The 23,269-nt window shown below is 41.5% G+C and carries 21 protein-coding genes; 1 reads left to right on the top strand and 20 read right to left on the bottom strand.

From position 1 onward, the window contains the following. Positions 1-546: 546 nt before the first annotated feature. The 20 genes from AC0VX1_RS08765 to AC0VX1_RS08670 all read right to left on the bottom strand — a co-directional run bounded on the left by AC0VX1_RS08765 (position 547) and on the right by AC0VX1_RS08670 (position 22,667). Positions 547-1,413, bottom strand: coding sequence for a 2-oxoacid:ferredoxin oxidoreductase subunit beta (locus tag AC0VX1_RS08765; RefSeq protein ID WP_057278380.1), 867 nt, complete (start codon positions 1,411-1,413; stop codon positions 547-549). Further along, positions 1,400-3,157: a 2-oxoacid:acceptor oxidoreductase subunit alpha gene (locus AC0VX1_RS08760; RefSeq protein WP_057278381.1), complete on the bottom strand. Its 1,758-nt coding sequence runs from the start codon at positions 3,155-3,157 to the stop codon at positions 1,400-1,402. Before AC0VX1_RS08760 ends, AC0VX1_RS08765 begins: the two co-directional genes overlap by 14 nt. 215 nt (positions 3,158-3,372) lie before the next feature. Next, complete coding sequence (locus AC0VX1_RS08755; protein WP_411739775.1) at positions 3,373-4,305, bottom strand: dipeptidase; 933 nt, start codon at positions 4,303-4,305, stop codon at positions 3,373-3,375. Between the two features lie 133 nt (positions 4,306-4,438). Then, complete coding sequence (gene spoVS, locus AC0VX1_RS08750; RefSeq protein WP_029281188.1) at positions 4,439-4,699, bottom strand: stage V sporulation protein SpoVS; 261 nt, start codon at positions 4,697-4,699, stop codon at positions 4,439-4,441. Positions 4,700-4,872: 173 nt separating this feature from the next. Beyond that, on the bottom strand, positions 4,873-5,670 hold the full coding sequence (locus AC0VX1_RS08745; protein ID WP_145504992.1) for a TIGR00282 family metallophosphoesterase: 798 nt from the start codon (positions 5,668-5,670) through the stop codon (positions 4,873-4,875). Positions 5,671-5,822: 152 nt separating this feature from the next. Next, the gene (gene rny / locus AC0VX1_RS08740) at positions 5,823-7,382 is read right to left on the bottom strand and encodes a ribonuclease Y (protein ID WP_034313519.1); all 1,560 of its coding nucleotides are present in this window, start codon (positions 7,380-7,382) and stop codon (positions 5,823-5,825) included. A gap of 353 nt (positions 7,383-7,735) precedes the next feature. Continuing rightward, complete coding sequence (gene recA, locus AC0VX1_RS08735; RefSeq protein ID WP_106027328.1) at positions 7,736-8,782, bottom strand: recombinase RecA; 1,047 nt, start codon at positions 8,780-8,782, stop codon at positions 7,736-7,738. 348 nt (positions 8,783-9,130) lie between these two features. After that, positions 9,131-10,363, bottom strand: coding sequence for a competence/damage-inducible protein A (locus tag AC0VX1_RS08730; RefSeq protein WP_057278384.1), 1,233 nt, complete (start codon positions 10,361-10,363; stop codon positions 9,131-9,133). 23 nt (positions 10,364-10,386) lie between these two features. Continuing rightward, positions 10,387-10,971: a CDP-diacylglycerol--glycerol-3-phosphate 3-phosphatidyltransferase gene (pgsA, locus tag AC0VX1_RS08725; RefSeq protein ID WP_034313524.1), complete on the bottom strand. Its 585-nt coding sequence runs from the start codon at positions 10,969-10,971 to the stop codon at positions 10,387-10,389. A gap of 168 nt (positions 10,972-11,139) precedes the next feature. Next, positions 11,140-12,048 (bottom strand): helix-turn-helix domain-containing protein, encoded by a 909-nt coding sequence (locus AC0VX1_RS08720; protein ID WP_413000422.1) that lies wholly within the window; start codon positions 12,046-12,048, stop codon positions 11,140-11,142. Between the two features lie 8 nt (positions 12,049-12,056). After that, a complete protein-coding gene (locus AC0VX1_RS08715; RefSeq protein ID WP_034313530.1) occupies positions 12,057-12,848 on the bottom strand; it encodes a DUF3388 domain-containing protein in 792 nt (263 codons plus the stop codon). A 244-nt stretch (positions 12,849-13,092) separates the two neighbouring features. After that, the gene (locus AC0VX1_RS08710; RefSeq protein ID WP_057278386.1) at positions 13,093-13,350 is read right to left on the bottom strand and encodes a DUF3243 domain-containing protein; all 258 of its coding nucleotides are present in this window, start codon (positions 13,348-13,350) and stop codon (positions 13,093-13,095) included. Positions 13,351-13,431: 81 nt separating this feature from the next. Next, on the bottom strand, positions 13,432-14,157 hold the full coding sequence (gene ymfI / locus AC0VX1_RS08705) for an elongation factor P 5-aminopentanone reductase (protein ID WP_048684725.1): 726 nt from the start codon (positions 14,155-14,157) through the stop codon (positions 13,432-13,434). 18 nt (positions 14,158-14,175) lie between these two features. Continuing rightward, the gene (yfmH, locus tag AC0VX1_RS08700) at positions 14,176-15,462 is read right to left on the bottom strand and encodes an EF-P 5-aminopentanol modification-associated protein YfmH (RefSeq protein WP_057278387.1); all 1,287 of its coding nucleotides are present in this window, start codon (positions 15,460-15,462) and stop codon (positions 14,176-14,178) included. Then, positions 15,462-16,742, bottom strand: a complete 1,281-nt coding sequence (gene yfmF, locus AC0VX1_RS08695; RefSeq protein ID WP_057278388.1) for an EF-P 5-aminopentanol modification-associated protein YfmF — start codon at positions 16,740-16,742, stop codon at positions 15,462-15,464. The genes yfmH and yfmF overlap by 1 nt, the downstream gene beginning before the upstream one ends. Positions 16,743-16,952: 210 nt before the next feature. Continuing rightward, positions 16,953-17,873: an ABC transporter permease gene (locus AC0VX1_RS08690; protein WP_048684941.1), complete on the bottom strand. Its 921-nt coding sequence runs from the start codon at positions 17,871-17,873 to the stop codon at positions 16,953-16,955. Positions 17,874-17,912: 39 nt separating this feature from the next. Further along, positions 17,913-18,956, bottom strand: coding sequence for an ABC transporter permease (locus tag AC0VX1_RS08685; protein WP_413021423.1), 1,044 nt, complete (start codon positions 18,954-18,956; stop codon positions 17,913-17,915). Further along, positions 18,949-20,484, bottom strand: coding sequence for an ABC transporter ATP-binding protein (locus AC0VX1_RS08680; RefSeq protein WP_034313549.1), 1,536 nt, complete (start codon positions 20,482-20,484; stop codon positions 18,949-18,951). The genes AC0VX1_RS08685 and AC0VX1_RS08680 overlap by 8 nt, the downstream gene beginning before the upstream one ends. Positions 20,485-20,689: 205 nt before the next feature. Beyond that, positions 20,690-21,778: a BMP family lipoprotein gene (locus tag AC0VX1_RS08675; protein WP_048684735.1), complete on the bottom strand. Its 1,089-nt coding sequence runs from the start codon at positions 21,776-21,778 to the stop codon at positions 20,690-20,692. A gap of 163 nt (positions 21,779-21,941) precedes the next feature. Next, on the bottom strand, positions 21,942-22,667 hold the full coding sequence (locus AC0VX1_RS08670; protein WP_034313556.1) for a GntR family transcriptional regulator: 726 nt from the start codon (positions 22,665-22,667) through the stop codon (positions 21,942-21,944). Between the two features lie 302 nt (positions 22,668-22,969). Between AC0VX1_RS08670 and AC0VX1_RS08665 the strand changes: the two genes are divergently transcribed. Beyond that, positions 22,970-23,269, top strand: coding sequence for a DUF6509 family protein (locus AC0VX1_RS08665; RefSeq protein WP_413008848.1), 300 nt, complete (start codon positions 22,970-22,972; stop codon positions 23,267-23,269).

The raw sequence follows: 23,269 nt of genomic DNA, 5'->3' as shown, positions 1-23,269 counted from the left end.
GGGTCATGTTTCTATAGCATCTTGTCCGCTCTCGAATAAGATATCTTGTACAACAAAAAACAAAAACAATGAAGGAGTGACTTATATGTCATGTGGATGCAATAATCATGATCATCATGATCGGGACCGCGATCGGGACAGAGATAACGACAGAATCGCAGACGATTTTTGTCGTGCTGTAAGGGGCTGCAATAGGCGCGACCGCGACCGGGATCGGGACCACGATCGGGACCGCGATCGAGACCGCGATCGGGACCGCGATCGGGACCGCGATCGGGACCGCGATCGGGACCGCGATCGGGACCGCGATCGGGACAGAGATAACGATAGAATCGCAGACAATTTTTGTCGTGCTGTAAGGGGCTGCAATAGGCGCGACAACGATCGGGACCGCGATCGGGACCGCCATCACAATTGTCGTAGAAGGAATCGTTGCAATTTCTTCGGATTCTAATTTAGAGAGTATAGTGATTCTCTCTTCCTGAGCTTTCCAGTTAATCACAAAAAAAAGGTTCACCCCATCTTAAGGGGTGAACCTTTTAACTTTTACATAAATTCAGCAACAAGCTTATCAAAGTGCGCTTGATCCAGTGTCAAATCTGATTTGTTTAGTGCTTTTTCGGCATACCCTGGCACTAATTCCTGGTACGAAGGGCGTGAAGAGTCTTGATAAATGATCCCTGTCACAAGGCTGTCATGCTGCATCAAAGTCTGCATGGCCTGTTCTTTATTTGATGAATCATAGCCTTCAATCGTGTTCAATTTAGTTAAGTTTTGTTTAAACCAATCATACGTATTGATCTTATTATATGTTACGCAAGGAGAGAAAACATTGATAAAGGAGAACCCTTTATGGTTTATCCCTGCTTCAATGATCGCCGTCAGGTCTTTCAAGTCAGTGGAAAAGCTTTGGGCCACAAACGTAGCTCCAGCTGACAATGCTAATTCCATAGGTGAAACAGCCTGTTCTATTGATCCTTCTGGAGTGGATTTCGTTTTAAATCCAGCAGCGGATCTAGGAGAAGTCTGGCCTTTAGTCAATCCATAAATTTGGTTATCCATGACAATATACGTAATGTCGATATTACGGCGGATCGCATGGATGGTGTGTCCCATCCCGATTGCAAAACCATCTCCGTCACCGCCTGAAGCTATAACGGTCAATTCACGGTTGGCCATTTTTACTCCTTGGGCAATTGGCAGTGAGCGCCCATGGATGCCGTGGAAACCATATGACTTGATGTAACCGGATATACGCCCTGAACAGCCGATACCGGAAACAACGGCCAAATTCTCCGGCTCCAATCCCACATTGGCTGCCGCACGCTGCATGGCAGCCTGAACGGAGAAATCTCCGCAGCCAGGACACCAGTTAGGTTTTACATCATTCCGAAACTCTTTAAACGTTGCCATATTCGAACATCTCCTTGCATTGTGTGTGAATTTCATGCGGGAGGAATGGGTTGCCATCATATTTTAGGATGCTTTTTATTTTATTAACATGTCCGACATTCATCTTGATAATATTAGCCAATTGTCCAGTCGCATTATTTTCAATAACTACTACTTTCTTAGCACTTTGCACCAATGAAAGGACTTCATCAGCTGGGAAAGGATGAATCAAGCGGATTTGCGCATGATTCACTTTCATTCCGTCCGTTTCTAAACGGCCGATCGCTTCATCAATCGTCCCGCGTGTTGAGTTAAAACCAAGAATTAATAAATCCGCTTCTTCATGCGGTGTATTTTTGTATACTGGTGTTTGGAATGTGTTAGTTAAATTATTCAGCTTACGCATCCGTTTATCCATTTGCACTTTGCGATTCAAGGCCGTCTCGGAAGGTCTGCCCGTTTCATCATGTTCAACACCCGTAACATGGTGAATTCCATTTTTCATACCAGGCACTACCCGTGGTGAGACTCCGTCTTCCGTTACTTCATAACGCTTGAAGTAAGATTTGTTTTCTGGCTCTTCAATTTCAAAGTCCACCAATTTACCGCGTCTTATCTCCACTTTGCCGTAATCAAGCGGCTGAACCGTTTGTTTACCTAATGATAGCTGTAAGTCGGATAAAACGATAACCGGACATTGATATTCCTCTGCAAGGTTGAATGCTTCTGCCGTATCATAAAAAGCTTCCTCAACAGTACTCGGAGCCATGACGATTTTAGGTATTTCACCATGTGTACCATAAATCATGGCCATTAAATCGGATTGCTCCTGTTTTGTAGGAAGTCCCGTAGATGGACCGCCACGTTGAGTATCGACGATGACAATTGGCGTTTCGGTAATGCCCGCTAAACCTATCGCCTCCATTTTCAAGGAAAGCCCAGGTCCAGCTGAAGCTGTGATGGCACGTACACCGCCATAATTCGCACCGATAGCCATTGTGGCTGCCGCGATTTCATCTTCAGTCTGTATGACCGTCCCGCCAAATTGAGGAAGTTTCTTAATTAAGTATTCCATGATTTCCGAAGCCGGAGTAATCGGGTAAGCTGCCATGAAGCGGCAACCTCCTGCAACTGCGCCTAAAGCGATAGCATCGTTTCCGATCATGAACATTCGTTTTTGGCCGTCTGCCTTTTCCAGCTCCATCGCGCCCAGTTTTTCTCCAAGCAGCACTTCCATTGCCTTATAGCCGGCAGTAATGGCATCCATATTCTTCTTAACGATTTCTTCACCTTTACGGCCGAATATTTCATCAACCACATCGTTGAATACGGAGATTTCCATTCCGAGAACAGCACATGTTGCACCGATGGCAACCATATTTTTCATTAATGATGTTCCTAATTCGGCTGCTATTTCCGTAAAAGGAACAATATATAATTCTGCCTTTGTATCTTCTGGGCAGACAGGTTTGAATTTTGCATCTGCAATTATGATGCCACCCTCATGTAATTCTTTATAATTGACGTCAATTGTTTCTTGGTCAAAAGCAACTAAGATGTCTAAATCATCAGAGATAGCACGAGTTTCCGTAGTACTTACACGAATTTTGTTATTCGTGTGTCCACCCTTGATTCGGGATGAGAAATGACGGTAGCCATACAAGTAATAACCTAAGCGATTGAGGGCAATACAGAATATTTCTCCTGTACTTTCAATACCTTCACCTTGTTGTCCGCCAACTTTCCATGAAAGTTGATTGATCATGTCTTACACTCCTTTAGGACGTTCGTATATAAATGCATTTAACCGCACCTCTCTTAGAACATTCAACTATGTATAATTATCGTTCTAATTTAGGAAAGGTGTACTAAACGCTTTCAATTCTATCGGTTAAATCATTAAATTGCAACCTTTTTGCTTTTATTTTTTATATTTTCAGAATATTTATTCATATCTATATAGTAAGAATTGAAAATCACTTAAGATATTTCCTTTTCAAGCGGAAAATTACGAGTGAAATTATCAAAAAGGAGACCTTTTACAAACTCACTGGAATAAAGCCTGTTCAATTCATTTATTAAGTTATGATAATCCTTATATGACGTTAACTTCTCTACCATATGATCGATTCCATCGAAGTCGGACCCTAATCCAATTTGTCTTTCCCCGCCCAAACTGCATATATGCTCTATATGTTTCAAGATATCCTTTATCGTAACCGGGCCATTTGCTAGAAATTGCGGGACAAAGGTTACGCCGATCATCCCATTTTTCTGTAAAAGGGCTTTTATCTGCCCGTCCTTTAAATTTCGCGGATGCGGACAAAGCTGATAAGCATTCGAATGGGAGGCGATCGGGAATTTCGCCAACTTTAGGGTGTCCCAAAATCCAGCTTCAGATAAATGGGATAAATCACACCAAATTGACTTCTCATTCAGTAGCGCGACCACTTCCGTTCCAAACCCGGTCAAGCCTCCCCCTCTTGTTTCCAATGCCCCATCCGCTACCAAGTTAGCGTGATTCCAAGTCAAACCTACGGAGGATACTCCAAGATGAATAAGGGTTTTCAGTTTCAACAAATCATTCCCAATGCAATCGCATCCCTCCAAAGTTAGCATTGCACCGATTTCCTTTTCTTTTAAAGATTCGATATCTGCCTTGGTCTTTATAAATTTCATTTCCGGCTCCGACAAAATCTTTTCATGAAAAATATCCACCATCGCCAAAGCCGCTTGAAATCTCATATCAGGGTGGACTTTTTCAGGTATATATATGGCAAAACATTGGACTTTTCCCCCTTCGTCCAATAAACCCCGCTTTGTTATATGTAATTTATCACTATTTGTAAAAGAAATATCCGGATCGATGAACATCTTCATCAGCACATCACAATGTGCATCAAAAATTTCCAATGTAATCCCCCTTCCTGTACTTTTTTGTGATTATATATACCATTATAAGGCGACACGGGCCTTTCGTCATTTGGAAGTCACGACAAAAAAGTGCCTGCTCGCCATCCGACAAACAGGACACCCAAACTTGCAATTATCTTGGTTCAATGATTAGTTTTATTGCCGTTCTCTCTTCGCCATCAATAAGTATATCTGTAAAGGCAGGAATACAAATCAAGTCAACTCCACTAGGTGCGACAAACCCTCTTGCGATTGCTACTGCCTTGACGGCTTGATTTAACGCACCTGCACCGATTGCTTGAATTTCGGCTGCTCCTCTTTCCCTGAGCACTCCCGCTAGTGCGCCTGCTACAGAATTAGGATTAGATTTTGCTGAAACTTTTAATATTTCCATTCCTAGTCCTCCTTGTTTTCCCTGCCGATTCTAACTTGGCTCAATAGTTATAACACTTTCCACTGCTACTATATTCATCAAGTAAAACTTGTATGACAAAGAAAACCGGGATTGTACACCATTTATTAAAGAATGTAAAAACGGATGGCAGTTTGACTGTCCATCCATTCGAATCAATGGTAAAAGGGATGATCTTCGTTAATCAGGATCCTTTCTATCTTCTTTGCCTTGCCAGTTTTCTCATCAATATCAAGGAGAACCCCGCTTAATAGGGTCCGTCCCTCTTTTGGGACTTCGAAACGAACTGGAAGGCTGGTCAGGAACCGATGGATGACTGCCTCTCTTTCCATACCAAGGATGGCATCATATGGTCCTGTCATGCCTACATCTGATATGTAAGCGGTGCCTGCAGGTAATATACGGTTATCTGCTGTCTGGACGTGTGTGTGTGTACCAACGACTGCTGTAACCTTACCATCCAGGAACCAACCCATGGCTTGCTTTTCACTTGTCGCTTCACCATGAAAATCGACAAAGATGATCGGTGTCTTTTTTCGAGCCTCCGCCACTAGTTCTTCCGCCTTTTTGAACGGACAGTCCAAATCCGGCATGAACGTTCTCGCTTGCAAATTGATGACCGCTATTTCATGCTGGTTCAATTTTAAAAATTTCATACCTTCTCCGGGTACCCCGTCTGGAAAGTTTGCTGGACGGACAAGATATTTCGCTTCATCGATAAAGTTGAAAATATCACGATTATCCCATGTATGGTTTCCCATGGTCACTGCCTGCGCTCCCCACTCTAAAAAACTGCGGTAAATCTTTTCTGTAATCCCCCGGCCACTTGCTGCATTCTCGCCATTGATGACCGTGATATGCGGACGATACTTTTCTTTTAACTTAGGAAGGTATTCTTGGATCATGTCGCGACCTGGAGATCCCACTACATCCCCTATAAATAGCAATTTCATTGTAAAACCCTTTCTGGATTCACCTGATTATATGAATTATTCAAGTATGTATTGTAACATAATTTGGGGTAATTATAAGAATTACGCTTAACGATTCATATGGGAAAAAGAAAAAACGAAGTGGTTTGCACCACTTCGTCTTTCACTAACAATTATTTGGCATATTCGACTGCTCTTGTTTCACGGATGACCGTGACTTTTATATGACCTGGGTAATCGAGCTCTTCTTCAATCCTTTTCCGGATATCACGTGCGAGTCGATGTGCCGAAAGATCATCGATTTGTTCTGGTTTCACTAGAATCCGCACTTCTCGTCCGGCTTGAATCGCAAAAGATTTCTCCACTCCATCATAGGACTCGGAAATTTCCTCAAGCTTTTCAAGTCTTCTAATGTAATTTTCAAGCGTTTCACTTCTTGCTCCCGGTCTTGCAGCTGATAATGCATCAGCGGCAGCCACAAGCACTGAAATGATGGAAGTTGGTTCCGTATCGCCATGATGTGAAGCGATGCTGTTAATGACAGTTGGATGCTCTTTATATTTGGTTGCTAATTCAACGCCAATTTCAACGTGACTGCCTTCCACTTCATGATCGATCGCTTTCCCAATATCATGCAATAAACCTGCACGGCGGGCAAGAACTTCATCCTCACCGAGCTCAGCGGCCAGTAAACCTGAAAGCTGGGCCACTTCAATTGAATGTTTAAGTACGTTTTGCCCATAACTGGTACGGAATTTCAAACGTCCTAGTATTTTGATGAGATCTGGATGGAGACCGTGAACTCCAACTTCAAAAGTAGTCTGTTCACCAATTTCACGAATATGTTCATCTACCTCACGTCTTGCTTTGTCAACCATTTCTTCAATTCGAGCCGGATGGATCCGTCCGTCCTGAACAAGTTTCTCAAGAGCCAAGCGTGCCGTTTCCCGTCTAATTGGATCGAATCCAGATAAAATGACAGCTTCAGGAGTATCATCAATAATTAGGTCAATACCTGTTAGCGTTTCTAACGTCCGGATATTTCGTCCTTCACGTCCGATTATCCGTCCTTTCATTTCATCGTTTGGAAGATTTACTACAGAAACGGTGGTCTCTGCAACATGATCAGCCGCACAACGCTGAATGGCAAGAGAAAGGACTTCTTTTGCTTTTTTATCAGCTTCTTCTTTGGCACGGGTATCACTTTCTTTAATCATAAGCGCTACATCGTGAGCAAGCTCGTTTTCCATTCGGTCTATAATGATTGCTTTAGCCTCTTCACGAGTTAAACCGGAAACACGTTCAAGCTCTGTTTGCTGCTTACGAACCATCTCTTCCACTTTGCTTTCCATCTCTTCAATATGCTGTTGTCTTTGGTTTAGAGAATCATCTTTTTTCTCCAAAAGGCTCTCACGTTTGTCTAACGTTTCATCCTTACGGTCCAGATTCTCTTCTCTTTGCAATAACCGATTTTCTTGTTTTTGTAATTCGTTCCTTCTTTCACGGGCTTCCCGATCCGAATCGGCACGAACTTTATGAATTTCATCTTTTGCTTCCAACAAGGCTTCTTTCTTAAGTGCTTCCGCTTCACGTTTTGCATCCTCAAGGATGTGTTCTGCAGAGCCCTTTGCCCCTGCTATTCTACTCTCAAATTTTGATTTGTGAATAAAATAACCAACAACTGCACCGACGATTAGGCCAAGCAAAGTGAAGATGATTGTCATGGGTTCCATCGTTTCACCTCCCCTTGCTATGAACTTTTTACATAAAATGTTGAACTGTCGGCAAGTACATTGCACATAAATTCAATATACAGCACTTAATTTTCAAAATTTTAGTTTGAAAAATTGTAAAATATACATATTAATTGTATAGTTGAGAATTTTTATTGTCAAGCGTTTGTCCCTTATGTATCAATGTTTATTCAAGTTTTCTTAATATCAACCATCATAATGTACAGCATTCATTATGGAAGCAGTCTGTAAATCTGATTACAATGCCATTTAATCCGTTGAAAATTTCGCATTTTTCTTAAAATATACATAAAAGGCCTAAGCGAATAAGCTTAGGCCTTTTCCAAATATCATTAATCAAGCAATTCAAAATGCTCTTCTGTTTCATTTTCTTCTGGTGGTAATTCATGCTCTCCATCAAGATTATAGTGATTTCTGATTTTCTGAGAAATTTCCTGAGCGATATCCTGATTTTCTTTCAAGAACAGCTTCGCATTTTCACGGCCTTGTCCGACACGCTCTTCATTGTATGAATACCATGAGCCGCTTTTAAGGACGATATCAAGGTCTGCACCCATATCGATGATTTCACCTTCCTGTGAAATCCCTTGACCATACATGATGTCAACTTCTGCTTGGCGGAATGGTGGAGCAACCTTGTTTTTTACAACTTTGATTTTCGTTTTATTACCCACGATTTCATTACCTTGTTTTAATTGCTCCGCACGGCGCACTTCCAGACGAACAGTTGAATAGAACTTCAATGCCCGGCCTCCCGGAGTCGTTTCTGGATTCCCAAACATAACACCGATTTTTTCACGGACTTGGTTAATGAAAATGGCAATGGTATTTGATTTATTAATGGAACCAGACAGTTTTCTAAGTGCCTGAGACATCATCCGGGCTTGGAGACCCATATGGGAATCTCCCATTTCGCCTTCGATTTCAGCTTTAGGAACAAGTGCTGCCACCGAGTCAATGACAATGATATCTACCGCTCCGCTTCGAACTAGCGCTTCAGCGATCTCTAAGGCTTGTTCACCCGTATCAGGCTGTGAAAGCAGTAACTCATCGATATTCACACCAAGTTTTTCTGAATATGCTGGATCTAAAGCATGCTCGGCATCAATGAATGCAGCCGTCCCGCCAGTCTTTTGTACCTCTGCAATGGCATGTAATGCTACAGTCGTTTTACCGGAGCTTTCAGGTCCATATATCTCAATGACCCGGCCTCTTGGATATCCGCCTACTCCCAACGCTACGTCCAATGCTAAAGAACCGCTTGAGATCGTTGAAATCCTACGATCAGTCTGTTCCCCAAGTTTCATAATCGAACCTTTACCAAATTGTTTCTCAATTTGTTTTAACGCCATATCTAAAGCCGCTTGACGATCACTCACTTAATTTCCTCCTCTATATTCAACTAATCGGCTGTCCGATTAAAGGTGTACTTACGTTAGCAATTATTCGAGTTCAAGGTTTGTACCCTGTCTCAAAACCTATCTTTACTATATACTCTTTTTACTATTTTGCCAAGCAAAAAGTCGAACATTCATTCGTTTTTTTCTTTCGGGATATTCTTTGTAAAAAAGCGTTTTAGCTTAAGGAAATTTCCATTTCGCTTCACTTACTCCCTAAAAAATACATTTTTATTGAATTAACTTTTTTCTTTTTTCCCTATTTTTCAAGAAACAAACTTCTAAAACCAAATAAAAAGCAGAGCTGTATTAAAGCTCTGCTTATGGCGTTTATAAATCCCTTAATAGGTAATGACAGCCGTATTTCACACTCCGAATACGGTTTTGCGCCCTGCTACCGGAAAGATTCAACTCCTTGAAATGAGTGTTTCCATCGCGATAGGAAATGCCAATAAATACTGTACCAACAGGCTTGCCTTCTTGTTCATCCGGCCCTGCAACACCCGTAAAGCTTATGCCTACATCCGCATCGAGCTTACTCCGGACATTAGAGGCCATTTCCATTGCACACTCACCGCTGACCACCCCATACTCAGATATGGTATCATCACTGACGCCGAGGACATTGGACTTCGCATCATTCGTATAGCAGACCATTCCGCCCTTAAAGACTTTACCGGCGCCCGGGATGGTTGTCAGCTGTTCTTGGAACATCCCCCCGGTCAAGCTTTCAGCTGCCGCGATTGAAAGCTTGCGGACCGTTAATTCTTTTACAAGTTCCTTTATTAGCGAAGTATTATCACTTCCATAATGGAACTTGCCGACCCTGCCAAGAATTTCTTTTTCCGTTTCTAAAATAAGTTCTTCGCATTTTTCTTTGGAAGGGCCTTTGGCGGTGATCCTTAACGTCACTTCCCCTTCGGCTGCCAGCGGAGCGATTGTCGGATTCGTTTGATTGACAAGGAGATCTTCAATCACCGTTTCCAGTTCGGCTTCACCTATACCGTAGAACCGTAAAACCTTGGAATCGATCCGTTCATGCTTTTCCAATTTATTCATGATCTTTTCATAACCATAACTTAAAAACATCGGCTCCATTTCACTTGGTGGACCAGGCAGGAGCATATATGTAATCCCGGATTTGGACAAAACCATTCCTGGGGCCATGCCATGATCGTTTGCCAACACTTCACTGCCTTCTAAGACAAGGGCCTGCTTTTTGTTGTTTTCCGTCATCGGCCGTTCCCGTTTTTGGAAGTAAGCTTCAATGGATTGCAAAGCTTCATCATTAAAAACGAGCTTTTTCCCGATATGGCGAGCAATCGTTTCTTTCGTTAAGTCATCTTTGGTAGGACCAAGCCCACCAGTAAAAACAATCAAGTTCGCCCTCGATTCAGCGATTTCTATAGCTTGTTGTAATCGACGGTCGTTATCCCCGACCACAGTATGGTAAAAAACGTTGATCCCCATTTCCGCAAACTGCTGCGATAAGAATCTTCCATTAGTGTTATTGATTTGACCTAAAAGAAGCTCTGAGCCCACTGCAATGATTTCTGCATCCATCTTTTCAAAACCACCATTCGTTTTTACTTTGAATTAACAAATACTTCTTTGTTTTTTATAAAATAATCCAAACCTGACCAGATTGTAAAGATTAATGCAATCCATAATGCAATATTGGCAAATGGAAGTGAAATGAGGGCAAATGGAAGGTTATGCAGCAATAAAGCCGAAATAGAAACAATTTGTGCCCATGTTTTAATTTTACCTAACTGGTTCGCTGCAACCACTTCCCCTGTACCCGCTAACACCAAACGCAATCCAGTGACTGCAAACTCGCGACTTATGATCACGATGGCAATCCAAGATTGACCGTACATTAAATCCAGATCAACCAAAACGATTAAGGCAGCCGAAACAAGAAGTTTATCTGCCAATGGATCTAAAAATTTCCCTAAATCAGTAATCATATTATATTTTCTGGCAAAATGGCCATCGATCCAATCCGTAGTGGAAGCGATTATAAAGAGGATGGCTCCAGCCAGGTGTGCCACTGGCAAACTGTATTCTCCCCAAGTCAGAGTCCCCCATGAAAAAGGAACGAGCATGATGATTAAAAATACTGGTATTAAACAGATTCTTGCTACTGTAATCTTATTAGGCAGATTCAAAACTTTTACCTCCAAAATTTACGCCTGCCATTCGGGCCTGCGTCTTAGATCTAACATAATGCTTATATGTATAATTTAACTCAAAATCCAATCTTATATGCCGCCGAGTGGACCATTTTCCCGCCGCCTTACCATTAAATAGAGCAAAAATAGTCATCTATAAGATGACTATTCGGCTTTCGTAAATTGTATCGTAACCAATTGCGTATTCACTTCAGTCGGTGAAATGGAATACTCCAGCTTCTCATCATTCACATAAATCTCTGTTTCATATGCCCTGCCTATATTGATGACAGCTTCTTTTTCATTGGTGAAATCAATTACCTGGCTTTTGTCCTTTTCGATAGTGCCTTGGAAAAGTAATTTACCTTCACCATTTTTTATGCCGACCCATGGTGAGCCTTTGGAGGTCACCTTTAATTTAAAAGTATCGGTATTTTTTAATTCATACGTACTATTTTTACCGCTGGAACTTGTGACGGCAAGATTTTGCTCTTTCTCTTCATCTTTGACTGCTGTATCATCTTCATTCTTCTTTTCAGATGAATCTGATTTTTCTTCATTCTGTTTTTGGCCTGCATTCTCTTCTTCTTTGTTAAACTCTTCACTTTTATTGTAACCCACGGCATCGCTCTGTTTCGCGTCCTTTTTGTCCTCGTTATCCGGATTACTCATATAGTTCAATACCAGAACCCAAATCAATACGGCCGCACCAATGACTAAAACGGCAGCCAAGATCTTCGGTAACAATTCCACAACCTTTGAATCTCCTGCCGGAATGGTTTTCCGGGATTGGACCCGTGAAAGCTGTTCTGGCAATTCCTCACTATAGACCGATGGTATTTCACTCTTATATTGTTCGAAAATCTCTTCTGAATCCAGTCCGACCGCTTCACAATATTGCTTTATGAATGCCCGTACATAGAACTTTCCTGGCATCATACTGTAATTTCCCTCTTCAATGCCAATGAGGTAACGCTTTTGGATCTTCGTTAATTCCTGTAAATCTTCTAGGCTAAGACCTTTGGCTTCCCTAGCTTCCTTTAATCGATTACCCAACTCAGTCAAATAAAACACCTGCCATTTTAAAAGTCAAAGGAACCAAAATCGGACCCTGAAAACTGGTCTTTTTGGTCGACAACTTCATATGTTATTTCTTCTTCAGGATTGTTTCGCAATTCAATAATATAATCGAAGTCTTCGAGGGTATACTCCGTATTTTGGACAAAAACATCCGGATGTTCGATTACTTTGACAGCATCAAGCCTCATTATTTCACGAATCAACTGCCAATGACGCTCATTTGCACGGCGAGTGGAAACAATTCCATCTAAAATGAACAAATTATCATTATTATATTCATCCTCAATAAGCTGGCTGCGGATAGTCTGCTTTAAAAGGGTCGATGACACAAACAACCATCTCTTATTAGCACAAACACTCGATGCCACGATAGATTCAGTTTTTCCGACACGGGGCATCCCTCGGATCCCGATCAATTTATGACCTTCCTGTTTAAATAGCTCGGCCAGGAAATCGACAAGCAAGCCTAGTTCATCACGAACAAACCTAAAAGTGTTTTTCTCATCGGCATCGCGCTGAATATAGCGTCCATGCCTGACTGCGAGGCGATCACGTAATTTAGGTTCCCTAAGCTTAATGACCTTTATCGTATCCATCGTACGGAGAATTGACTCGAATCTTTCTATATTACGGCTGTCTTTGGCCAACAAAAGTAACCCACGCCTGCCTTCATCGACCCCGTTAATGGTGATGATATTAATGGAAAGCATACCCAGAAGGGATGAAATATCCCCTAATAAACCAGGACGGTTGACTTGAATTTCATATTCAAAATACCATTCTTTATTATCCACGATAACACTCCTTAAGCCTAAAAGCTTTTACCCTAATCATGGGCAAAAAACTTATCCATCGTAAATTTCAAGGTCTGAACACTTTAATATTAATTGTCTAGCTTCTATAATATAGCATTTCGTGATAAGTTAAAAGGAAAAACCCTATAAAATTATTCATTTTTATATAAGAGGACAAATAGTCATCCCCCTCGAATCCAAAAGGCCCTGTTAATTAAATAACAGGGCCTTTTGGATTGATATTTTACTTCGTTCCATTGTTCTCGACTAACTTGACCATGACACTTGCCATGGCATGTTTTTCTTGATCGCTTGCCACTGACCAAAGATCAGCAAGCACTTTCTCTTGATCATTCTGGGGCTCAACCTGATTAGCTAGGTAATCACCGATTTCGTAAGCCAAGTTGGTAACAGCGCCTTCTGACAAGCCTTGTTGTTCACCTTGATGTAATCTGTCGCCTAAGAAGTTTTTCCATTGATCCCAATTGTCCAGTACAGACATGAATGGTCACCCTTTCCTTCAAGATAGTACAAAGATATTTTGTGAAGGAATTGAGGAAATTATACATGTCTTTTAAAAAAATCATGTGTACCATCCGCCATTTACGCCTAAAATCTGCCCGGTTATATAGGACGACTTGTCGGAAAGCAAATAGTATACGGCCTCCGCGACTTCTTTGGAATGCCCCATCCTGCCCATCGGGATATCGCCTTTGATGATTTCCAGATCTTCTGCACTGAAAGATTCTAGCATGGAAGTGGAAATCGCACCGGGGGCAACGGCATTCACCCGGATTCCATTAAGCGATACTTCTTTGCTAAGCGCCTTGATAAAAGCATTTTGACTGCCTTTGACCATTGAATATAATACTTCACAAGATGCACCTGTCTGCCCCCAAATTGATGTGACGGCAACGATGGCAGCCTGTTCTTGGTACATAAGCTTTGGAAGCAGTTCCTTTGTTAATTGGAAAGGGCTCGTTACATGCAGCTGAACCATTTCAGTAACGATAGTCTCATCCATATCAGATATAAGCCCATAATAGCTATTGCCACTATTAAGGACGATTGCATGAAGGGCAAAAATATTTTCCGCCAATTTCTTATAGCCGTCCGGTGCAGCCAAATCCGCTTGTATTGGAATAAGTTCGACTTGATGAGGCTTCAGTTCTTCAATCAGGGCAAGTATCGCTTCTTCATTGCTGTTATAATGTAAATAAAGTGAGTAATTCTCCTCGGCGAGCTTTATAGCGATTTCCCTGCCGATTCCTCCACTGGCTCCTGTAATAAGGGCAAAACGTTTCCCCACTTTCACGCCCCCTTTATATTATTTCGGAAGTACCTGACAGACTGTCATCCGTTCATCGGATATTAGGTCCTTGGCGACCTCCCTGATATCTTCGATCGTTAGTTTTTCCAATACCGATACAACATCGAACAAGTTCATATCATTGAATGCATATCTGGTGAATTGATTCGCTATATATTCCGGCGAATTCAAGGAACGAAGGAAAGAACCGATTTTTTTCTTGATAGTCCTTTGCAGGCTTTCTTCATTCAGGCCGGTTCCGGCTTTTGATTTTTGCAGGATACCGAATAAAGACTCCATCAACTCATCAGGTTTGGCACTGTCCCCGCCAATTAACGCAAACCCAAAACCTTGTTCCTGTGTGTAATCATATGAGAAGCTTTGATCGATCAACCCTTCCTCATACAGCTCCTCATGTAAAGGCGAACTTTTGCCAAACAGCATTTCCAAATAAATATTGGTCGCCAATTCCCTTTTCAAAAGCTGTAAACCGGATTGGTTTACATTGATGGCCTTGATGCCCAGCATCACTTTTGGTGTTTGGACATTCATCCTTAAGACTTCCTTATCCTTGGCAACGATTTCCGGCTCTTCGTCAAATTTACGTTCCACTGCTGGTTGTTCGTTGTACCCTTTATCATTTTGGTTATCCCGAATCAGCTTCATGGTACTTTCGACATCTACCGGTCCTACAACAAATAGGAGCATGTTGCTAGGATGGTAAAACGTATTATAACATTCATAAAGCATATCTTTCGTAATACCTGCAATCGATTCCACAGTACCGGCAATATCGATTTTCACTGGATGCTGATGATACATATTGGCAATCGTCCCAAAATATAACCGCCAGTCTGAATTATCATCATACATGTTGATTTCCTGCCCAATGATTCCTTTTTCCTTTTCTACCGTCTTTTCCGAAAAGTAAGGATCCTGGACAAAGTCAATTAAGGTAGTAAGATTCCTCTCGAAATCAGACGTGCTGGAAAATAAATAAGCTGTACGGGTGAAAGAGGTAAAGGCATTTGCAGATGCTCCCTGCTTTGAAAATTGCTGAAAAACATCACCATCTTCCTTTTCAAATAGCTTATGTTCAAGAAAATGGGCAATCCCATCTGGTACTTTAGAGAATTCCGTTTCATTCAATGGTTTGAAATGGTTGTCGATTGAACCATAATTCGTCGTGAAAGTCGCAAATGATTTATTGAACCCGCTTTTCGGAAGAATATATACTTCGAGACCATTATCCATTTTTTCATGGAAAAGCTCTTCTTTCAATTGAGTGAATGCTATTTTTTCCATTACCCTTGCACCTCCGCTTCCGTTAGGAAATAAATCGTATCAAGCTGGATCTTTTGACCAACTGCAATGATTTCTTCCTTTGTCGTCCGCTCTGTTTTTGTAAACCACTCGTCGAGTGATATATCCTGCCCGGAAATCACATTATGATATAAAATTTCCACAAGCCCTCTCGAAACGTCAATGGTTTCAAGGAGCTGGTTCTTAACGACCGCCTTTGTCTGTGCAAGTTCTTCATCGGAAAAGTTACCTTGCTTCATTTCCTTCATTTGTGCATGAATGATATCCAATGCCTGCTTGTAGTTGGCATTTTCAATGCCGGCCATGACCATCAATAGTCCTTTATGACTTTCAAGCCTTGAAGCTGCATAATAAGCAAGGCTGGCTTTCTCCCTGACATTAATGAAAAGTTTTGAATGTGAAAAGCCACCAAAAATCCCATTGAAAAGCTGAAGAGCATAATAATCCGGATCACCGTATGCAACTTGGGTTCGATAACCGATATTCAATTTCCCTTGTTTCACATCCGAATTCTCGATGATTTCTTTTTCCTTCTCCACTGCCTTGCCCGTATCCCTTGGCAGTCTAACAGGCTCACGTTCTTGCAACGACACATACTTGTCAGCCAGTGCCTCCACTTCCGATCCATCGATGTCGCCGATTACATATAAATCGATTTCATCTTCCGACAGCATTTTTTTATAGTAGGCGAATAGGGACTCTGGAGTTATCGTTTCCAAGTCTTGAAGATTACCGCTCGCTTCTAAAGCATATGGTTCGTTTTTGCACATTTCCTCTACTAGACGTGTAGCTGAATATCGCATTTTGTCATCGGAAATGGATTGAATCCGCTGTTTTAAGGAACGGATTTCATTGGAAACCGTTTTAGAGTCAAAGGCTTCGCCGTTTTTCTTCGGATTGAAGATCACCTCTGATAATAACCCAAAAGCCTTTTCGAGAAGCGGGGTTGAATCACTAAGGAATTTTTCATTGACGATATCAATCGTAAAACTTATGATTTGATATTCTCCTTTTTTAGCTACATCGACATAAAACCCTGCTCCATATAAATCATCAAGATAAGATCGAAGCTCGGGTGTTGTAGGATATTTACTTGTATTGCTTTGTAACACATATGGCAGCAGTGCACGATATGTAACGTCCTCTTTTGTCAAAGCGGCCTTCATCTTCAGCACGAGAGTATTCGTTTTATATTTATCCGTCCGGACCACATGAAGCTTGTAGCCGCTTTTTTCCGTAATTGTATCGGAAGCAATAGACATGAATAATCCTCCTCATTATATAAATCATCTTTATTAGCTTATTGTTTGTAGTTTGGAACCCTTTTAAACATCTACTTAAAATATACATGTGAAAGGAAAAATCATGCAAGTTACAGCTACTTTTTTTGGTTTTTCACCAGCTCACCATCACTTATGGCTCAATCTCTAAAGAAAAAACCGGCCAGCACAGTTTGCTGACCGGTTAGACACTTATCTTTTCCCTTTGATGTATGGCTGTCCGGATGCTTTTGGAGCATCAGCACGTCCAATGAAACCAGTTAGCGCAATGATCGTCAGAACATATGGAGCGATCAAGAGGTAAACTGATGGAATATCCTTGAAGAAGGGAAGGCTCGAGCCAACAATACTTAAACTTTGAGCCAAACCAAAGAATAAAGCTGCTCCCATTGCCCCGATCGGGTGCCACTTACCAAAAATCATGGCGGCAATGGCCATGAAACCTTGACCATTAATTGTCGCATGATTGAATTCATTTGAAAAGATGGTAGCATAAATCGCTCCGCCGATACCTCCAAAAGCACCTGATAATAAAACGGCGGCATATCGGATTTTCGTAACATTGACACCCATCGTATCAGCAGCCATGGGATGTTCTCCCACTGCACGAATCCTTAACCCGAATGGTGTTTTATAAAGAACATACCAAACGACAAAAGATATGAGAATCGCTATATATACGATGTAATAACCATTTGCGAAAAAGATGGGTCCAATAAATGGAATATCACTTAATAATGGAACATCAATCCTTGGGAATGTTTCTGTGATTCTATCAGTTTGACCTTTGTCAAAAATCAGCTTCACCAAAAACATGGTCAGACCTACTGCCAACAAGTTGATTGCAACCCCACTAACCGTTTGGTCCGCCCTGAACGTAATGCATGCCACAGCGTGCAGAATGGAAAACAGCAACCCGGCAATCATTGCCGCTAAGACTGCGAGCCAAGGAGTCCATTCCCCAAATACATCAGCAAACATTAAGTTAAAAACAATCCCTGTAAAGGCACCAATGACCATCAAACCTTCTAAACCGATGTTTATGACACCAGCCCGTTCAGAAAACACTCCTCCGAGTGAAGTAAAAATAAGTGGAGCAGCTAGAGCTATCATAGATGGAATAATAATTTGTAATACTTGGAAAAAATCCACTTATTTCACCCCTTTCTTAAATCGAGCGGAAATCCAACGAATAAAATAACTGGATGCTACGAAGAAAATGATCAATGCTATGACAATATCCACAATTTCACTAGGTATTCCGGTTTCTAGCGGCATATTTAAGGCCCCGGCTTTCAGTCCCCCAAATAATAAGGCTGCAAGCACAACACCAATAGCCGTATTCGCCCCTAATAAGGCTACTGCAATCCCATCGAAGCCCATACCTGTGAACCCGCCTTTGACCGCGGCATAACCGAAAGTTCCAAGGCCTTCCATCGCACCCGCAAGTCCTGCAAAAGCACCTGAAATAACCATGGAAAGTATGATGTTCTTATTGACACTCATCCCTGCATACTCGGACGCGTGCTGATTGAAACCTACCGCTTTCAGTTCAAAGCCGGTTTTGGTCCTTTCAAGCAGGAACCACATGATGATTACGCAAATAATCGCTACCACTATTCCCCAATGCATCCGGGAAAAATCCGTAATGCTTTCAAAAAAAGGAGACCGCAGTGATGCTGTATCAGCAATTCTTTCTGTTTTATCCAGCTTGTCAGTCATTACATTCCTAATTAAATAATTCGTCACATATAAAGCTGTATAATTCAACATGATGGAAACGATTACTTCATGTACACGGAACTTAGCTTTTAAATAACCAGGGATAAAAGCCCACAATGCCCCAGCAGCTGCACCAGCTAATATGGCCAATGGCAAATGGATGATCCTTGGAAGATCAAAAGCGATTCCGACCCAAACTGCCGCCAGCCAGCCTACAATTAATTGCCCTTCTACACCGATATTGAAAAGGCCCGTACGAAAAGCAAAAGCCACTGCCAAACCGGCAAGGATATAAGGGATGATTGTCCTGACGGATTCCCCTACATAATAAGAATCCCCAATAATTCCATTTACCATGGAGCCATAGCCGGCAACTGGATCATAGCCGCTTACCAACATGATTATGGCCCCAACGACTAAGCCGAGGATAACTGCTATTAACGGACTCGTTAATTTAGATAAATACTTAGACATTTTGTTTTCCACCTGCTTCCGTCCGTTTACTGCCGGCCATTAGAAGGCCAAGCTCCTGTTCAGTCGTTTCTTTCGGATCAACAATTGCGACAATTTCCCCTTCGTATATAACGGCAATCCTATCGCTCACATTCATGATTTCTTCCAATTCAAATGAAATGAGAAGTACCGCTTTTCCTGCATCACGCTGTTCAATGAGCCGTTTATGGATAAACTCGATCGCTCCTACATCAAGCCCGCGTGTTGGCTGTGCGGCAATCAATAAATCCGGGTTCCTATCAACTTCCCGGCCGATGATCGCTTTTTGCTGATTCCCGCCAGAAAGAGCCCTTGCCGGGGTATATTCACTCGGAGTCCGAACATCATAGCTTTTGATCAATGAACGGGCTTTTTCAAATATTTTCTTTGAGTTCAAGATACCGGCTTTTGAAAAAGGCCTTTGATAGTAGGTTTGCAAGACAATATTTTCCCCAATGCTGTAATCGAGAACCAAGCCATGCTTATGCCTGTCTTCTGGAATATGGCCGACACCTGCTTCAGTGATTTTACGCGGCTTCAGATTCCTGATTTCTTTTCCATTTAGCATGATCGAACCAGCTGTTGTCTTCCTTAGGCCAGCCAATGCCTCAATCAGTTCGGATTGACCGTTTCCATCTACACCGGCAATACCGACAATTTCTCCTGCACGGACTGTTAAATCCAAGTTCCGAACAGCTGAAACGCCACGGGAATCCTTGACTTCCAGTTCCTGAACCTCGAGAACTACATCCGAAGGAGTAGCTGCCGTTTTTTCCGTCTTGAATAGAACTTCCCTACCGACCATCAAGCTCGCCAATTCGTTAGGATTCGTTTCGTTGACGTTCACTGTACCAATTCCTTGCCCTTTGCGGATAACCGTTACCCGGTCACAAACCTCCATGATTTCCTTAAGTTTGTGTGTGATTAAAATGATAGATTTACCCTCTTTGATAAGGGCTTTCATAATATAAATCAATTCCTTGATTTCTTGAGGAGTCAATACAGCGGTCGGTTCATCAAAAATCAATATTTCCGCACCACGGTAAAGCGTCTTAAGAATCTCGACACGCTGCTGCATCCCTATTGAAATATCGGCAATTTTCGCATAGGGGTCAACACGAAGCTGATATTGTTCTGATAGTTTCCTAACTTCCTCGCTCGCTTCTTTTAAATCGATCTTACCCGCTTTGGATGGTTCTTTTCCTAAAATGATATTTTCCGTTACTGTAAAAGGGTCAACGAGCATAAAATGCTGATGGACCATTCCAATTCCTAAATCATTGGCAATGTTGGGACTGGTAATCTTGACTGGCTTGCCATTCACACGGATTTCTCCCTGCTCAGGCTGGTATAAGCCGAATAAAACATTCATCAAAGTGGATTTACCCGCGCCATTTTCACCTAATAATGCGTGAATCTCCCCTTTTTTAACCTGAAGTGTAACGTTATCATTTGCGACGATGCCGGGGAATTCCTTACGGATATTAAGCATCTCAATTACATATTCCACGTATTATCAACTCCTAAAATGAGTGTAAATATTCTTAAATCATTTAATTGCTTTTACTAGCTTATTGATTTTTTTAAAAAAACCAAATGAAAAACTACGATTTTTTCATAGTTTTTCATTCGATATTTTTTCAGTTTCAAAGCGTGATTGGGAAAAGAAAGAATAGAGGGCAATTCTGCCTCCCTATTCTTTCTGGCATTACAGCTTATAAATCAAGTTTTTCGAATTCTTCATCCGTACCCGGAACGACGAATTCACCTGATTTAATTTTTTCTGTCCATTCTTCGACCGCTTTTAAAGATTCTTCTGTTACGTTATCTTTTGTTTCGGAAATGCCTACACCATTTTCTTCGATACCGTACTCAATTACTTTTCCGCCTGGGAAGTTTCCTTCTTTCGCTTTCTCGGAAAGGTCTTTAACTGCCACGTCAACACGTTTTAGCATGGAAGTCAGAGTGATGTTGTCGTCTGTTCCAGGAACTGCCCCCAATTTAGCTTGGTCGCTATCTACACCGATAACATAGATTTCCCTCTTAGGATCTTTTTGCTTTTGCTCTACTGCTTCAGTGAATACACCTTTTCCAGTTCCGCCAGCAGCATGATAAATGATATCGATACCTGAAGAATACATGGAGCCTGCAGTCGATTTACCGATGTCAGCTTTATTGAAATCCCCGGCATATTTAACTTCAACTTTTGCATCCGGATTTACAGATAAAACCCCAGCCTTAAAGCCAACTTCGAATTTCTTGATTAACTCAGATTCAACTCCGCCGATAAAACCGACTTTGTTTGTTTTCGTTTGCATTCCAGCAATTACACCTACTAGGAAAGAACCTTGCTGCTCTTTAAAATTAATGCTGGCTACATTCTTTTTGTCTACAACTGTATCCACGATGGCAAAGTGTGAATCCGGACGTTGGTCAGCCACTTCACCAACAGCTTCCGCTAAAAGAAAACCGATACCATAGATTAGTTGGTAATCTTCACGTACAAGCGTATTCAGGTTCTTAGCGTAATCGGCATCAGATTTAGATTGCAGGTAGTTGTAGCCATCTTTACCTTTTTCCAGGCCATTATCCTTACCGAATTCCTGAATGCCCTTCCAAGCGGATTGGTTGAACGACTCATCATCCACGCCGCCAGTATCAGTTACCATCGCAACAGTGAAGTTATCTTTGTTTTTCCCATTTGAAGATTCTTTATCATCATTCTCTGAATTACCACATGCTCCCAGTAGCGTACCGGCTGCAAGAACAAGTGAAAGAGCTAGTCCTAATTTGCGCTTTTTCAATTTTTATCCCCCTAATTTACATAGTTTTTTGAGCAGGAATGTTCTGAAAAGTCATTTATGTTTGCGTTTTCACTTCTCGTTAATTTTTTTTTGCATACGTTTTGATCGACTTTTTTTGGAATCGAAACAATCGCTTGCATTCATCCGTATGCAGAGTCAAGGCCTACACACGTTTACGAAGAACATGAAAGCTGAACATATTGGCTTTAAAGTAGTTAACAGAATACAGGATAGGCTGGTCCCAATCATCCAGATGCATCTGCTTTAAAACGAGTAGCGCGGCTTCTGGCGAGCATTTAAGGATAGGAGAAACTTTCTCATGATATCCAATGGGCTCAATCTCCGCTACGGCATGCGTAATTTTCCGATGCGCATCTCTTTCCAAAATATCAAAAAGAGACTCATCATTACGGTCAAAATTTTCTGAAAGAATAGATTCAGGAATTTTGTCAATACAGTAGACGACTGGCTCCCCATTCGCTGTCCTTACTCGTTCGATGCTGACGATGCGTTCGTCTGTTGAACAAGAAAACCTGCGTATATCCTCTTCTGTAGGTTCTTGGGCCGTCGAACTTAAGAAAATCGTACCCGGCTTCATCCCTGCCTCTTCAATCATGTTCGTGACACTTTTTAATTGCTCGATACCTGAAGTGAACCGAGGTTTCGGATTGACGAAAGTCCCAACTCCATGGCGGCGAATGATAATGTTTTCTTCTTCCAAAATTCGCAGCGCTTCTCGAAGTGTCGCCCTACTAACTCCCAATTTTTTCGCAAGATCGAATTCTGAAGGGAATTTTTCATTTTCCTGATAGACTCCAGCTTCAATATCCTGCTTCAGGTAATCAATGACCTGCAAATATAAATGTCGACTATCTGATTTTATTGACATACAGTTTCCCCCAGCTAATTTCTTAAGACATCAGACCTCTGATGTTGAATCATTCCTACTAATCGAAAATAATATAACATTTTTTTTAATATAAATATATAGTGTTTTACTATTTACTTTAAAAGAATTTAGGAGAAATTACCCTTCCCTGTGTCTTTCAATCTAGATGTGGCCGCGGAATTTGCACGATCATTCTCCTAAATCAGATAAATTTTTAAAAAAGTGCAAGATACATGCAGCTATGTTCAGATGCTTTTTTCCTGTATAATAGGATTTATCTTCTTTGAAGGGATGTACACAAGATGTTAAAGATTACAGAATACACAATCGAAAAATTGAATGATCCATTTGGTATTTTGTCCGGGGAACGTTACGAGTTGTTCTTGGATATTGAAGTGCCTGAAGAGGATGAGCTCTTTTCAGAAAATGGTTTATATATCCGGGTGCTTTTTGCTGTAGAAGAACAACAAGGCAAATTGATTAAATATGATATTTTTGAAAAAGGGAACGAAGGCGCACTCGAATTCGATTTAGAAGAAGATGAAGAAGCGATGATTACCGACTTCTGCCTTCAACATTTAGACGAGGCGATGAATATTTAA

This window comes from Peribacillus sp. QJM3NY_7, assembly GCF_056173225.1.
Note: the sequence above shows the minus strand (reverse complement) of the source record. Positions and strands in the feature narration are given on the sequence as shown.

Bases quoted from the DNA above. Each gene is read 5' to 3' on its own strand.
- rny (WP_034313519.1), bottom strand. From the start codon at position 7,382: ATGGAACCCATGACAATCATCTTCACTTTGCTTGGCCTAATCGTCGGT.
- AC0VX1_RS08665 (WP_413008848.1), top strand. From the start codon at position 22,970: ATGTTAAAGATTACAGAATACACAATCGAAAAATTGAATGATCCATTT.
- AC0VX1_RS08765 (WP_057278380.1), bottom strand. From the start codon at position 1,413: ATGGCAACGTTTAAAGAGTTTCGGAATGATGTAAAACCTAACTGGTGT.
- AC0VX1_RS08685 (WP_413021423.1), bottom strand. From the start codon at position 18,956: ATGTCTAAGTATTTATCTAAATTAACGAGTCCGTTAATAGCAGTTATC.
- spoVS (WP_029281188.1), bottom strand. From the start codon at position 4,699: ATGGAAATATTAAAAGTTTCAGCAAAATCTAATCCTAATTCTGTAGCA.
- yfmF (WP_057278388.1), bottom strand. From the start codon at position 16,742: ATGTCTATTGCTTCCGATACAATTACGGAAAAAAGCGGCTACAAGCTT.
- AC0VX1_RS08760 (WP_057278381.1), bottom strand. From the start codon at position 3,157: ATGATCAATCAACTTTCATGGAAAGTTGGCGGACAACAAGGTGAAGGT.
- yfmH (WP_057278387.1), bottom strand. From the start codon at position 15,462: ATGGAAAAAATAGCATTCACTCAATTGAAAGAAGAGCTTTTCCATGAA.
- AC0VX1_RS08745 (WP_145504992.1), bottom strand. From the start codon at position 5,670: ATGAAATTGCTATTTATAGGGGATGTAGTGGGATCTCCAGGTCGCGAC.
- AC0VX1_RS08730 (WP_057278384.1), bottom strand. From the start codon at position 10,363: ATGGATGCAGAAATCATTGCAGTGGGCTCAGAGCTTCTTTTAGGTCAA.
- AC0VX1_RS08670 (WP_034313556.1), bottom strand. From the start codon at position 22,667: ATGTCAATAAAATCAGATAGTCGACATTTATATTTGCAGGTCATTGAT.
- AC0VX1_RS08690 (WP_048684941.1), bottom strand. From the start codon at position 17,873: ATGATAGCTCTAGCTGCTCCACTTATTTTTACTTCACTCGGAGGAGTG.
- AC0VX1_RS08710 (WP_057278386.1), bottom strand. From the start codon at position 13,350: ATGTCTGTACTGGACAATTGGGATCAATGGAAAAACTTCTTAGGCGAC.